The sequence below is a fragment of the Mesorhizobium sp. M8A.F.Ca.ET.208.01.1.1 genome (assembly GCF_004791315.1).
Classification (GTDB): domain Bacteria; phylum Pseudomonadota; class Alphaproteobacteria; order Rhizobiales; family Rhizobiaceae; genus Mesorhizobium.
On sequence record NZ_SRUT01000002.1, the window covers coordinates 601,226 to 614,570 of the forward strand.

Annotated in this window: 13 protein-coding genes; 5 read left to right on the forward strand and 8 right to left on the reverse strand. The window is 62.3% G+C overall.

The features are described 5' to 3' along the window. The first annotated feature begins 33 nt into the window (after positions 1-33). Complete coding sequence (locus EN851_RS13405) at positions 34-465, forward strand: DUF4437 domain-containing protein (protein WP_135920264.1); 432 nt, start codon at positions 34-36, stop codon at positions 463-465. 7 nt (positions 466-472) lie between these two features. Here EN851_RS13405 and EN851_RS13410 read toward each other — a convergent pair whose 3' ends face one another. The 7 genes from EN851_RS13410 to EN851_RS13440 form a co-directional block, all read right to left on the reverse strand. After that, on the reverse strand, positions 473-1,558 hold the full coding sequence (locus EN851_RS13410; RefSeq protein WP_135929401.1) for an ABC transporter ATP-binding protein: 1,086 nt from the start codon (positions 1,556-1,558) through the stop codon (positions 473-475). Continuing rightward, the gene (locus tag EN851_RS13415) at positions 1,558-2,661 is read right to left on the reverse strand and encodes an ABC transporter ATP-binding protein (protein ID WP_135929402.1); all 1,104 of its coding nucleotides are present in this window, start codon (positions 2,659-2,661) and stop codon (positions 1,558-1,560) included. The genes EN851_RS13410 and EN851_RS13415 overlap by 1 nt, the downstream gene beginning before the upstream one ends. Beyond that, positions 2,658-2,888: a hypothetical protein gene (locus EN851_RS13420; protein ID WP_127279269.1), complete on the reverse strand. Its 231-nt coding sequence runs from the start codon at positions 2,886-2,888 to the stop codon at positions 2,658-2,660. The genes EN851_RS13415 and EN851_RS13420 overlap by 4 nt, the downstream gene beginning before the upstream one ends. Further along, the gene (locus EN851_RS13425) at positions 2,885-3,844 is read right to left on the reverse strand and encodes a carbohydrate ABC transporter permease (protein ID WP_127279270.1); all 960 of its coding nucleotides are present in this window, start codon (positions 3,842-3,844) and stop codon (positions 2,885-2,887) included. Before EN851_RS13425 ends, EN851_RS13420 begins: the two co-directional genes overlap by 4 nt. A 1-nt stretch (position 3,845) precedes the next feature. Further along, complete coding sequence (locus tag EN851_RS13430; RefSeq protein WP_015315632.1) at positions 3,846-4,751, reverse strand: sugar ABC transporter permease; 906 nt, start codon at positions 4,749-4,751, stop codon at positions 3,846-3,848. Positions 4,752-4,820: 69 nt separating this feature from the next. Continuing rightward, positions 4,821-6,137, reverse strand: a complete 1,317-nt coding sequence (locus tag EN851_RS13435; RefSeq protein WP_127279271.1) for an ABC transporter substrate-binding protein — start codon at positions 6,135-6,137, stop codon at positions 4,821-4,823. Positions 6,138-6,496: 359 nt separating this feature from the next. After that, positions 6,497-7,180, reverse strand: a complete 684-nt coding sequence (locus EN851_RS13440; RefSeq protein ID WP_135929403.1) for a TetR/AcrR family transcriptional regulator — start codon at positions 7,178-7,180, stop codon at positions 6,497-6,499. A 100-nt stretch (positions 7,181-7,280) separates the two neighbouring features. On the opposite strand from EN851_RS13440, the gene EN851_RS13445 reads away from it, so the two are divergent. From EN851_RS13445 to EN851_RS13455, 3 genes are read left to right on the forward strand one after another with little or no spacing between them, the layout of a single operon-like run. After that, on the forward strand, positions 7,281-8,477 hold the full coding sequence (locus tag EN851_RS13445) for a Tm-1-like ATP-binding domain-containing protein (RefSeq protein ID WP_135929404.1): 1,197 nt from the start codon (positions 7,281-7,283) through the stop codon (positions 8,475-8,477). Positions 8,478-8,486: 9 nt separating this feature from the next. Continuing rightward, positions 8,487-9,353: a phosphoenolpyruvate hydrolase family protein gene (locus EN851_RS13450; RefSeq protein ID WP_127872314.1), complete on the forward strand. Its 867-nt coding sequence runs from the start codon at positions 8,487-8,489 to the stop codon at positions 9,351-9,353. Positions 9,354-9,359: 6 nt separating this feature from the next. Further along, positions 9,360-9,776: a cupin domain-containing protein gene (locus EN851_RS13455; protein WP_127279966.1), complete on the forward strand. Its 417-nt coding sequence runs from the start codon at positions 9,360-9,362 to the stop codon at positions 9,774-9,776. 177 nt (positions 9,777-9,953) lie between these two features. Here the strand turns inward: EN851_RS13455 and EN851_RS13465 are convergent, their stop codons facing one another. Beyond that, entirely contained in the window at positions 9,954-11,144 is a 1,191-nt protein-coding gene (locus EN851_RS13465; RefSeq protein ID WP_135929405.1) for a Xaa-Pro peptidase family protein, read from the reverse strand. A 368-nt stretch (positions 11,145-11,512) separates the two neighbouring features. Here EN851_RS13465 and EN851_RS13470 point away from each other — a divergent pair, with 368 nt between their 5' ends. After that, the gene (locus tag EN851_RS13470; protein ID WP_135929406.1) at positions 11,513-13,123 is read left to right on the forward strand and encodes an ABC transporter substrate-binding protein; all 1,611 of its coding nucleotides are present in this window, start codon (positions 11,513-11,515) and stop codon (positions 13,121-13,123) included. Positions 13,124-13,345: the final 222 nt, after the last annotated feature.

The window sequence follows — 13,345 nt, forward strand, 5'->3', positions numbered from 1 at the left end:
CCGGCGGATAGGCTGGCCCGTGGAGGAAATCCCATGGCCAATCATTTCGTACTGCTCGCGCTTGGTGTCCTGTCGGTCATTCCAGGACGCGCCTTTGCTCTCGAGGACAGCTATCTGCCGGCAGGCAAGATCCCTTACGTCGCCGAGGCGCTTGACCAGCCGCAGCGCCTGGGACCACTGTGGGGCGAAAGGGCCAAGGGGTCCGCCGGAACCTTGCTGAAAGTCCCGGGCAACTGGCGCGCCCCCGTGCACGCGCACACCGCCGACTATCGCGCCGTGGTCATCCAGGGTCTATGGGCGCACTGGCAGATGCAAGGCGGCGAGGCGAGCAAGGTCGAACTGCCACCTGGATCCTACTGGACCCAGAAGGCCGATGAGATGCATGACGACGCCTGCCTCTCGCAGACGGAATGCGTGATCCTGTTGATCAACGACACGCCTTACGAGACCTACCTGCCGAAATAGCCGCGCCTTATGACGCGTGCCGCAAGCTGACTCCACTGCCCTTGTCGAACAGCACCACCTTGTCGGGGTTCCAGGCAAAGCGCACCGGTTGCTCGATCGCGACATCGGTCCTGGCCGGCACCGTGGCGCGCAGGGTTGTATCGCCGACCCGCAGCGTCAGGATCTTTTCCACGCCATGGTTCTCGACGTCGTGGACACGCGCCTCGACCGGTGCGCCGCTTTCCAGATACACATCCTCCGGACGGATGCCGAAGACGAGCGGGCGACCCTCGGTCGCCGCACTCGCCTTGGCTCCCCCTGCAAACGGCAGTTCAAAATTCAATGGCGCCATCACCGCACGGCCGTTCACCAGCCTGCCGTCGATGAGGTTCATCGGCGGCGAGCCGACGAAGCTCGCCACGTAGGTGTCGCGCGGGTTGTTGTAGATCTCGTGAGGCGTGCCGGTCTGGATGATGCGGCCATGGTTGAGCACGCCGACTTTGTCACCCATCGACATCGCCTCGATCTGGTCGTGGGTAACGAACAGGAAAGTGGCGCCGAGCTGTATCTGCAGGTTCTTCAACTCGGTGCGCAGCGCCTCGCGCAATTTGGCGTCGAGCGCCGACAGCGGCTCGTCCATCAGGAACACGCGCGGCTTGCGCACGATGGCGCGGCCGATGGAGACGCGCTGCATTTCGCCGCCGGACAGCCGGTCGGTCTTGCGGTCGAGCAGGTGCTCGATCCGTAGCGTGCGGGCGGCGCGGTCGACGCGGTCCTTGATCTCGGCGTCAGGCAACCTGCGGATCTTCGGCTTCAGCGGAAATTCGAGGTTTTCGCGCACCGTGTAGCGCGGGTAGAGCGAATATTGCTGCAGCACCAGCGCCACGTCGCGCTCGGCCGCGCCCCAGTCGGCAACGTCGACCCCATCGATGAAGACCTGCCCCGCGCTCGGCTTCTCCAGCCCGGCGATCAGCCGCAGCGTGGTCGTCTTGCCGGCGCCCGTTTCGCCGAGCAGGACGAAGAATTCGCCATCGGCGATGTCGAGATCGAGCCCGGTCAAGGCCGTGTGGTTACCGAACGTCTTGGAGATATTCTTGAGCTGGATATGGGCCATCAGAGCCTCACCTCAAGCGACTTGCCGCTTGCCTTGTCGAAGAAATGCGCCTGCGTCGGATCGATCCTGGCAAAGACCTTTTCGCCGGGGCCTGAAATGAAGCCGCTCTTGGTGCGGGCACGCAGCATATTGGAGCCGACCTTGAGGTCGACGATGTCGAAGGAGCCGAGCGGTTCGACGATCTGCGTCTCGACCGCCATGAAGCCGTCGGCCGCATCGCGGCGAATGAGCACCCCTTCGGGCCGGATGCCGAGCGCCAACGCGTCGCCGGCATGACCGTTGAGCTTCGACAGCAGCGTGTTGGGAAACTCGAAGCCGGTGGCCGCGTCGCCTAGGGTCACCGATGCGGCCGAGGCTTTCTCGGTCACGGCCGCGTCGGCGACATTCATCACCGGGCTGCCGACGAACTGGGCCACGAACAGATTGGCCGGCTGCGAATAGACCTCGTCGGGCGTTCCCACCTGCTGCAACACGCCCTCATGCATGATGACGATGCGGTCGGCGAGGCTCATCGCCTCGATCTGGTCGTGCGTGACGTAGATGGTGGTCGAGCCCTGCTTGATGTGCAGCCGCTTGATCTCGGCCCGCATCTCTTCGCGCAGCTTGGCGTCGAGCGCGCCGATCGGCTCATCCATCAGCATCGCCTTCGGCCGCCGCACCAGCGCCCGGCCGATCGCCACCCGCTGCATGTCGCCGCCTGAAAGCGCCGACGGTTTTTTGGCCAACAGGTCTGAAATTTGCAGCGTCTTGGCGACCGAGCGTACTTCCTGGTCGATCTCGCTTTTGCTCTTGCGCGTGGCGCGGAGCGGAAAGGCGATGTTCTCGTAGACGCTCATATGAGGGTAGAGTGAAAACGACTGGAAGACCATGGCGATATCGCGGTCGGCCGCCTTCAAATGCTGGACCGGCTTGCCGTCGATGAGGATGTCGCCCTCGCCGATGGTTTCCAGTCCGGCGATGGCGCGCAACGTCGTCGTTTTGCCGCAGCCGGACTGTCCAAGCAGCACGATGAACTCATTGTCCGCGATCTTGAGGTTGAGGTCCTTGATGACCTGGACGGCACCGAAGAATTTCTGGACGCCGCGAAGCTCTATCTGGGTCAATGCTGTGCTCCCGGATTTCGCGTATCCGCGCCATGGCCGGTGCCGGCCTCTTCCTCGGGCGCTATCTTCGAGGTGATGTTGAAACCGATCAGCCCGATCAGGATGATGGTCAGGCCGTAGCTGTGCAGCAGCATGTTCCATGGCTGGCAGAGTGCGACGATGCCGAGCACCATCAGCACTTGGCTGCCGGGCTCCAGATATTTCTGATTGATGGCGCGAAAGCTCATTTGCGGATCGCTCCGAAGGACATGCCGCGCAGCAGATGATTGCGAAGCAGGAAGGTGAAGATGGCGACCGGCAGCAGGAACAGGAAGGTTCCGGCGGCAATCACCGTCCAGTCCGGCAGGCCGGAGCCGACCTGGCTGGGAATGAACGGCGGCGCCGTCTGGGCGCGGCGGTTGGTCATGATCAGCGCGAAGGCATATTCGTTCCACGCGGTGATGAAGCAGAACACGGCTGTGGCGGCGATGCCGGTGGCGGCCTCCGGCAGCACGATCTTGAAGAAGGCTTCCATGCGTGTGTAGCCGTCGACGAGTGCCGCCTCCTCATACTCCTTCGGGATTTCGTCCATGAAACCCTTCATCAGCCACACCGAGAAGGACAGGTTGAAGGCAGTGTAGAGGATGATCAGGCCGATATGGGAATCGTTGAGGCCGACCGCGCGGTACATCAGGAACATCGGGATCGCCACCACCACCGGTGGCAGCATGCGTGTCGACAGGATGAAGAAGAGCAGGTCCGCCTCTCCTTTCACCTTGAAGCGAGAGAAGCCGTAGGCGGTGAACGTGCCCATGCCGACAGCCAGCACCGTCGAAGTGATGGCGATGATCAGCGAGTTCAGGAAGCGGCTCGGATAGCCCGACCACTGCACCTGGCCCTTGCCGTCGCGCACGATCTTTTCACCGCCGTCGAACACGACGCGCTCCCACCATGGGGCGGCCGCGTACTCTTCCGGCGAAGGCGGACTGCGCAATTGGGAGCGCTTGGTGAACAGCTTCACGAAGGGCGATATCTCCGGCTGGAAGACGACGGTCGGCGGAATGGTGGTGGCAAGATTGCGCGGCTTGAACGCGGTCGAGGCGATCCAATAGATCGGCGCCAGGAAGATGATGGTCACCAGCAGCACGGCGACGATGGCGACGCGGTTGAAGGTGATTTCGGAAGAAGTGCGGACGGCCGCCATCTCAGCGCTCCTTCACCTTGTTGAGATATTTGACGTAGATGTTGGTGATCGCCAGCACCATGATCAGCACGATGTAGGCCATCGCGCAGGAGCGTCCGGTCTGCCATTCCTGGAACGCCATCTTGTAGAGCCGGATCGAGATCAGCTCGGCCGTCGGCTGGCTGGTCAGGATGTAGGCGAGGTCGAAGGTCTTGAACGCTTCCATGGTGCGGAAAATGACCGCGATCATCAGGATCGGCGCGACCAGCGGCAGGGTGATGCGGAAGAAGGTGTAGAACGGCCCGGCGCGGTCGATCGCGGCGGCCTCATAGAGATGCTTCGGCACCGCTGACAGGCCGGCCAGCGACAGCAGCATGACGAAGGGCGACCACATCCAGATGTCGGTCAACGCAACGGCGTAGAGCGCCATCTTGGGATCGGCCAGCCACTCGAAATTGCCGAGCCCGAGCGCATAATTGATGACACCCCATGATGGGTCGTAAAGCAGTTTCCAGAACAGCCCGACGACCGCCATCGACAGCATCATCGGCAGCAGCAGCAGCGTGGTGATAAGACCCTTGAGCGGGATATCCCGGTTGAGCAGCATCGCCACGCCGAAGCCGACAAGCAACTGTCCGACGACCGAGACAATCACGTATTTCGCCGTGATGGCGAAGTTCGACCAGACGTAGGGATCGTTGAGCAGGTCGCGATAGTTCTGCAGCCCGACGAAATTCGCCGGCGCATTGGTCGACGCGCGAAAATCGGTGAAGGAATAGCCGAGCGAGTAAATCAGCGGAAAAATGTTGAAGACGATCAGGAACAGAACCGTCGGAATGATGAAGAGATTGCGGATGGAGATATCGCTCAGGCCGCGTGCCGCGGCGCGCGAGGATCTGTCGAGGGTGGTGATCATCGTGGTCGCCAAGACCCTGCTCCCGGTTCAAGAAAAAGAAACGGAGGAGGCGACACCGCCCCCTCCGCGGGACATGAAGGATTATTGCACGCGGCCGTATTTCTTGAAGGTCGCGTTCCAGTCTCCAGCCAATGCGTCCAGCGTTTCCTTGGCGGTGCCACTGCCGCCGATCATGTAGGGGTAGATGCGCTGGTTGAGCTGCTGCAGCAGTTCGGCGTATTCCGGCACCGCCCAGAAGTCCTTCACCTTGAACATGGTCTCGTAGAAGGCCTTGTTGTAGGGCGTGGCGTTCTGGAACTCAGGCGACTTGAGCACTGCCTGGCTACAGGTGTAGCCGCCGAGGGCCGCCCACTTCTTCTGGGTCTCGTCCTTGATGAACCATTCGAGGAACTTCATCGCCTCGTCCTGCTTCTTCGAATACGAGATGACGGAGATGCCTTGCCCGCCCAGTGCGGCGAACTGGTCGCCATTTGGACCGGGAGGGTTGGCGAAGAAGCCGGTGTTCTTGGCATTCGGGTTCGAGGCCTCGTTGATCAGCGAGGGGAAGAACGCGAAGAAGTTCATGCTCATCGCGGCCAGGTTTTCCGTGATTGCCTGGTTGTCCTCGACGAAGAACGATTTGGCCCAGCCCGGAGGTGTGAACTTGTAGAGTTCTTTGTAGGCATCGAGCGCGGCAACCGCCTTGTCGGAGTTGATATGGCCGTCGACCTTGTAGGTCGTGTAATCGCCCAATTCACCGCCATAGGAGAACAGCGCGTTCTCGAAGCCCATCGCCATCGCGTCATAGGAATTGTCGGTGTAGATGGCGATGCCGTATCTCTTCTGGTCCGGCCGGTGGAAGAACTCCGCGATGTCACGCAGCGCCTTGAAATCCTTCGGCACGTCGAGGTCGTAGCCATACTTGGCCTTGAAGGCTTCCTTTTCCTTGGGATCCTCGAACCAGTCCTTGCGATAGGACCAGCCGACCGCGTCGCCCTCGAGCGGGATCGCCCAGTATTTGCCGCTGTTGCCGGGATACTCGGCATAATATTTCACCGTCGCCGGTGCCATGACGTTGCCGAGATCATGCTTCTTGAAGAAGTCGGTCAGGTCGACATAGTGGCCGCCGGTGGAGCCGGCCCCGAGCCACTGAGAGTCGCCGACGACCAGGTCATAGGCGTCGCCATGGGCGTTGAACTCGGTGAAGGCCTTGGTCTGGAAGTCGGACCAGGGCGTGGTTTCCACCGTGATCTTGACGCCGGTTTCCTTCTCGTACTCGTTGCCGAGTTCCTGCAGGTAATTGGCCGGATCCCACTCCGCCCAGAAGATGGTGAGCGACTTTTCCTGCGCGTAGACGGACGTTCCGCAGGCAAGCGTTAAGCCGATACCAGCAAGCATGCTGGTCACTAACTTGCGCATAATGATTTCCTCCCTTGTGCGCATTCTACCCTGTCTTGCGAGCCGGCGACGGAGCCGGCCCTGGTAGTTCCTCCCGTGGTCGCGCTTTCCGAATTCGGAGCCTCCTCGCCCTGTCCGGAAATGGATCGCAGCCCTCACTTTCGATCCGCTTTTCTTTCCAAATCTGGTATTACCAATTGTGAATGCCCGTCAAGCCCTTTCTTGAGCAGTGATGTCGGACAAAGTCGGCGAATTCCAGACTTATCCACCTGTTTTCTCTATATTTTCCTACTCATTGATACGCGTTGGCCTTGTACGGACTTTTGCATTGGAACTATTATCGCTAGTCGACACCCAAATCTGGTAGAACCAGATAAGCGCTATTTCTGTGTCGTTGCCTGCATGATCCGGGCCGTATCGACGGCCGACTCCGCGATCGCCGCGCGCACCAGCGCACGCGCCGCCCATTGCGCGACCGACATCGTCCGGCGGCTGTCCAGCCCCCATATATCCTTGAGCACGATCAGCACCTCCACACCGAAGATCAGCGACAGCGCCTGCGCCAGCCGCTTGAAGTCGCGCGGCGGCAAGCGGCCCTTGAGTGGCGCCAGCGCCTCCTTCAGCAATTCGACCCGATGGCCGCGCGTGAAGGCCGGCTCGCCGCCCAGCGTGCCCGCCTGGCGCCGCGCCCATTGATCAAGCGACAACTTCAACGCTGCCTTGAATGTGGCCTCGAAGGCCTCGATGCGCGGCATGGCCGTATCGAACAGTTCGGACACGCGGCGCTCGGCATCGGCGGCGGTGGATTTCCAGGTGAGGATCGGCCCGAGCCCCTCGTCGACGACCGCCTGCACCAACGCTGACTGACTCGGAAAATAGCGATAGGCGGTGGCGCGGGACACTTGCGCCGCCTCCGCCACTTCGCTGACCGACGGGGTGACACCCGCCTGCATCAGCCTTGTCGCCGTCTCCAGCATCAGCCGTTTCGTACGCGCGCGGGGTCCGCGCTCGGCTCTCTCACCGGTATCGTCGTTCGTTGCCGGTTGTTGACGTGAGACATCCATACCAATACGATACGCGCGTCTCAAAAAATTGCAATGGCAGCCCAGCGCGACCCTGGCGATGAGACACACGCATCGCAGCCGCCAGGATTGGGGACCCTTGATGAAGCGCGTCTATGTGGTGGGCACGACCGACACGAAAGGCGAGGAACTCGGCTTCCTGGCCGATGCCATCGCTGCCACCGGCGCAGTAGTCTGCCGTGTCGATGTCGGAACGCGAGAGGCAACAATATCTGTCGACATCGGTGCCACCGATGTCGCGGCGCATCATCCCGGCGGCAGCACGGCCGTGCTCGGCGGCAATGATCGTGGCGCGGCGGTCGCCGCCATGGGCGTCGCCTTCACCCGATTCATCCAGTCGCGAAATGACATTGCCGGCGTGATCGGCATCGGCGGCGGCGGCGGCACCTCGATCGTCACCGCGGGCATGCGCGCGCTGCCGCTCGGCCTGCCTAAGATCATGGTCTCGACGCTTGCCTCCGGCGACACCGCTCCCTATGTCGACGTCTCCGATATCGTCATGATGCCATCGGTGACCGACATGGCCGGCCTCAACCGGCTGTCGCGTGTCGTGCTGCACAACGCCGCCCAGGCGATAGCGGGCATGGCAGGCAATCCAGCGCCGGCAGCGGACGGCAAGGCGTCGATCGGCCTCACCATGTTCGGCGTCACCACGCCTTGCGTGACCGCAATCGCCGATCGATTGCGCGACGTCTACGACTGCATGGTCTTCCATGCCACCGGCACCGGAGGCCGCAGCATGGAGAAATTGGCCGACAGCAGCCTGCTGTCAGGTGTCATCGACATCACCACGACGGAGGTTTGCGACCTGCTGTTCGGCGGCGTTCTGCCGGCGACGCAGGATCGTTTCGGTGCCATCGCCCGCACCGGCCTGCCCTATGTCGGCTCGGTCGGCGCCCTCGACATGATCAACTTCTGGGCGCCTTCGACCATCCCGGAACAGCATCGCGACCGGCTGTTCTACGAGCATAACCCCAACGTCACGTTGATGCGCACGACCGCGCAGGAATGCCGCGCGATCGGCGAATGGATCGGCACCAGGCTCGCCCAGTGCGAAGGTCCGGTGCATTTTCTGATCCCGGAAAAAGGCGTCTCCGCGCTCGACATCGAAGGCGGCGCCTTCTTCGATCCGGAAGCCGACGCCGTCCTGTTCGACGCCATCGAGCGCACCATCAGGCCGAATGCGACGCGCCGCGTCACCCGCCTGCCGCTGCACATCAACGACCCCGAATTCGCCCAAGCGGCAACCGCCGCCTTCCTCGACATTGCCAGACAGTGAGACCCAGACATGCCAGCCATACCGCGCAAGGACATATTGAAGAAGTTCAGGGGAATGATCGACAAGGGCGTGCCGATCGTCGGCGGCGGCGCCGGCACTGGCCTGTCGGCCAAGGCCGAGGAAGCCGGCGGCATCGACCTGATCATCATCTACAATTCCGGCCGCTACCGCATGGCGGGTCGCGGCTCGGCCGCCGGCCTGCTCGCCTATGGCAACGCCAACGAGATCGTCAAGGAGATGGCCTACGAGGTCTTGCCGGTGGTCAAGAAGACCCCGGTGCTGGCCGGCGTCAACGGCACCGATCCCTTCGTCATCATGCCGCTGCTTTTGGCGGAACTGAAGACGATGGGCTTTTCCGGCGTGCAGAATTTTCCGACCATCGGCCTGTTCGACGGCAGCATGCGGCAGAGTTTCGAAGAAACCGGCATGGGCTTCGGCCTCGAGGTCGACATGATCGCCGAGGCGCACAAGCTCGACCTCTTGACCACGCCTTATGTCTTCAACCCCGAAGAAGCGCGTGCCATGACCAAGGCCGGAGCCGACATCGTCGTCGCCCATATGGGGGTGACGACGGGCGGCTCGATCGGCGCCACCTCGGCCAGGTCGCTCGACGACTGCGTCGTTGCCATCGACGCCATTGCCGAGGCAGCGCGCTCGGTGCGCAAGGATGTCATCCTGCTTTGCCATGGCGGCCCGATCTCGATGCCGGACGATGCGCGCTACATCCTCTCCCATGCCAAGGGCCTGCACGGCTTCTATGGCGCGAGCTCGATGGAACGGCTGCCGGCGGAAGCCGCGATCGCCAGGCAGACGGCGGATTTCAAGGCCGTCACACTGGGCGACGACAGAGCGCCCGCGAAGAAAAAGAAGGGATGATGAGAGATGACCGACAAGAGCAAGGTGTTTGTCTATCCGAAGGACGTCAGCGCCTTCGGCTTCGACTGGGGGAAATTGTCCCTGACCGTTGCGCCCGAAGTGAATGGCGCGACCCGCTTTTCCGGCGGCGTCGTCGACCTGCCCTCGGGCAAGGGCCATACCCGCCACAACCATCCGGGCGCCGAGGAAATCATCTTCGTCATTTCGGGCCATGGCGAACAGATGGTCGAGGACGAGAAGGGCAATCCGGTGGTCGAAAAGGTTGGCCCCGGCTGCACCATCTACGTGCCGGAAAGCCGGTTCCACTCTACCCTCAACACGGGTGACGGCCCGATGCAGCTGTTTGTGGTCTATTCGCCGGCCGGGCCGGAGCTGGTGCTAAGGGAGCTTCCGGATTTCAGGCTGGTGCCGGCGGGGGAGTGAACCCTTCGAGGGTCGCGCCGCCCCTCATTGTCCTGCCGGACATTTCTCCCCGTATAGTGACGGGGAGAAATATGCTGTCATCGCCGCTTTCGCCAATCGCCGAAGCTGCCTTCTTCTCCCCGTTCTACGGGGAGAAGGTGCCGGCAGGCGGATGAGGGGCAGCGCCAGCCTTGGGCATCATGAAATCCCACCCCGATTCCAACCCCGCCCGCGATCGCCAAACATCACATATCCCGCCTCGGTCACCGCCAGCGTGTCCTCCAGCTTGATGAAGCCGCGCGTCGGGTGAAGCATGGTGGTCTCCACCGACAGCACCATGTTTTTCTCAAGCGGTTTGGCCGCATAGGTGCCTTCATAGGTCACCGGATGGTTGGTCATCAGGAACGGCGCCTCATGGGTGATCAGGCCCATGCCGTGGGCGAAGAAATCCGTATAGGGCGCGACCTTGGATTTCTTCAGCACGCCCTCGGCGTAAGCAATCATGTCGCCGCCAAGCACACCTGCCCTGACCTTCGAAAACGCCGCCTGCTGCACCGTCTCGACCTCGGCCAGCAGATCCTCCAACTCGGCATCGGGTTCGCCCAGAATGCCCATCCGGCAGAGGTCGCCGATATAGCCGTGATAATTGCCGCCGGAATCGATCGACAGCACCTCGCCCTTCTTCCACGCCTGTAGCGAAGCGGCGCGGTTGTGGCTGGAGCCAAGCGTCAGCAGGCAATATTCGAAATGCGCGCCGCGATTGGTCTCCTCGCGCCGTAGCTGCTCGATCATCTCGGCCTTGGTCGTGCCCTCATGCGCCCAGGCGATCGTCGCCAGCATGGAATCCGTGATCAACTCGGAGGCGGTGCGCAGCTTTTCAAGCTCGGCATCGGTCTTGATGGCGCGCATGCGCTCCAGCATGTCGGTCGCGTCGATCAATTTCGCGTCGGGCAATGCCTCGCGGATCAGCGCATAGGCGTCCGACGGCAGGAAGCCGGGTTCGATACCGATGCGCGCGCCCTCCTTGCCGATCTTCCTGATATGCTCGACGGCAAGGTTCGCGGCGTCGAGCGTGCCCCAGCAGGCGGCATGCAGCGTCGGCGTCCAGAACGGATGGTTCTGGTGCTCGCCGCCCTCCATGCGGTTGCCGATATAGGCCGCATGGTCCGGTCCGCCCTTTTCGTAGGCGACGATCGGCAGGTAACGGCTGTGGCCGATCGCATCCATGGCGGCAAAGAAGATGAACTTGTAGCCGCCCAGCAGGTACTGCGTGTTGTGCTTGGAGGTCGCGAGCAGCACGTCGATGCCGGCCTCCTCCATCAGCCGGTCGACCCGTGCCTGGTCGAACGGGATATTGCTGACGGCACCCTTGCCCGGCGCAATGTTCATCACTCTCTCCCAGAATTGCCGGGATCGTCGCTGTTTCGCAGCGATCCGCTGGCTCGCGATCAAATCTGCACTATTTTGCTCACTCTGGTCCAGCCAGAAACGTTATGAATGCCCGTCCATGCGGCATCAAGCCGGTATTCGGTCCAGCTATCCGTATATCTGGTCCTACCAGACAAAGGAATTGAATGAACTTATGCCAAACTGGTCCAGCGGACGAAAATTTCAAAGCCAAGCAAGGATGCGCCAATTCCGTCTCTGGCGAAACCCTTCGCAAGGCTCATAATCCCCGCCGCAAGGATGCCGATGCACGCCGGCGTTCGAGGGGTGTCGCGCCCGGGTCGGGTCGCGCGGAGAGGACGAGTTCGATCATGTCAGGTTTCACCATTTCCAGACGCACCATGCTTACCGGTTCGGCAATGCTGCTGGCCTCCACGGCCATGCCGGCGCTGGCTTGGGCACAGACGCCGAAGAAGGGTGGCCGGCTCGTGCTTGCCGCCGACTCCGAGCCGCGCAATCTCAACCCGGCGATCGTCGCCTCGAACGGCGTTTTCTTCATCTCCAGCAAGATCGTCGAGACGCTGGCGGAAACCTCCTTCGACGGCAAGGACGGGCTTGCGCCACGGCTGGCGGTGAGCTGGGAAGGGGCCGCCGACGGACTGTCGGCGACGTTCAAGCTGCGCGAAGGAGTAAAATGGCATGACGGCAAGCCATTCACCTCGGCCGACGTCGCCTTCTCGGCGCTGCAGATCTGGAAGCCGCTGCAGAATCTCGGCCGCACCGTGTTCAAGGACCTCAGCGCGGTCGACACACCAGACGATCTGACCGCCGTGTTCAAATTCGCCAAGCCGACGCCGTTCCAGCTGATCCGCAACGCCCTGCCGGCGCTGTCGAGCGTGGTGCCGAAGCACGTCTACGAGGTCGGCAAGATCGAGGACAACCCGGCCAACAACGCGCCGATCGGTACCGGTCCGTTCAAGTTCGTCGAGTACAAGGCCGGCCAGTATTACCGGCTGACGAAGAACACGGACTATTGGGGCAAGGACGAGCCCTATCTCGACGAGATCATCTATCAGGTCCTGCCCGACCGCACCTCCGCCGCTGCGGCGCTGGAAGCGCAAGAAATCCAGCTCGCGGCTTTCTCGGCCGTGCCGTTGGCCGACCTCGACCGCATCTCCAAGGTTCCCGGCCTGAAGGTCATCACCAAGGGCTATGAGGGGCTGACCTACCAGCTCGTCGTCGAGATCAACCATCGCCGCAAGGAACTGGCCGACGTGAAGGTGCGCCAGGCGATCGCGCACGCCATCGACAAGGATTTCGTCGTCAAGACGGTGTTCCTCGGCTATGCCGCCACCGCCACCGGCCCGGTGCCGAAGAACGATCCGCAATTCTACACCGCCGACGTGCCGACCTATGCCTTCGACGTCGCCAAGGCCAACGCCCTGCTCGACGAGGCAGGCTACAAGAAAGGCGCCGACGGCAACCGCTTCTCGCTCAAGCTCTTGCCGGCCCCCTATTTCAACGAGACCAAACAGTTCGGCGACTATCTGCGCCAAGCGCTCGCGGCTATAGGCATCGACGCGCAACTGGTCAACAACGACTCGGCCGCCCACATCAAGGCAGTCTACACCGACCACGCCTTCGACCTCGCGGTCGGCCCGCCGGTCTTCCGCGGCGACCCGGCGATCTCGACTACCATCCTGGTGCAGAGCGGCATTCCGGATGGCGTGCCGTTCTCCAACCAGGGCGGCTACAAAAACCCTGCGCTCGACGCGCTGATCACCAAGGCATCGGAAACGCTCGACACCACGGCGCGTACCGACCTCTACAAGGAGTTCCAGAGGCAAGTCACGGCCGACCTGCCGCTGATCAACGTCGCCGAATGGAGTTTTATCAGCGTCGCCAGTGACAAGGTGGGCAACATCGCCAACAACCCGCGCTGGGCGGTGTCGAACTGGGCGGACACCTATTTGGCGGGCTGATCCCGCACTTGCGGATCGAAGTTTGGGGTGCTCAGATTCGGAGAATGAGAGTTCCTTCGCGCCCCCCTCTGTCCTGCCGGACATCTCCCCCAACAAGGGGGGGGATTGGCGGTTTCCGCGCCTCGCACTTCCCTGCAACGTTGGCGATTGGCGAAAGCCGCGATGACAACTGATCTCCCCCCTCGTGGGGGGTCCGAAGGACGGGCCGAGACCCGTGGCTCG